The organism is Bacillus sp. SIMBA_005 (assembly GCF_046535585.1).
GTDB classification, from domain to species: Bacteria; Bacillota; Bacilli; order Bacillales; family Bacillaceae; genus Bacillus; species Bacillus pumilus.
In genome coordinates this window covers 1-236 of record NZ_JAWRWI010001166.1, presented here as the reverse complement: position 1 = coordinate 236, position 236 = coordinate 1, and the positions used below count along the sequence as shown (strand labels likewise).

The 236-nt window shown below is 39.4% G+C and carries 1 protein-coding gene; it reads right to left on the bottom strand.

Annotated elements, in window-relative coordinates:
• On the bottom strand, nucleotides 1-236 hold a 236-nt coding region (locus SB660_RS23770), incomplete at both ends, for an acyl carrier protein (protein WP_410585064.1).

The window sequence follows — 236 nt, the reverse complement described above, 5'->3', positions numbered from 1 at the left end:
CCATATTGTTGATTGATTTCATTTCCGAGTCTGGTAAACGTAATAGAATCAAATCCGTACTCGCCGAATGAAGTCTCTTCTTCCATTTCCTTTCTGTCAATCTTTAAAATACTGGACATCATCTTTGCGATGCCCTCAATCAGATTTTCTCTCCTGTCTTTCGCCGCAGATTCATCTGAAGAAAAAGATCCGCAGAGATGAAGCTCTTCGGAATACTCACTCTTTAAAAACTCAAG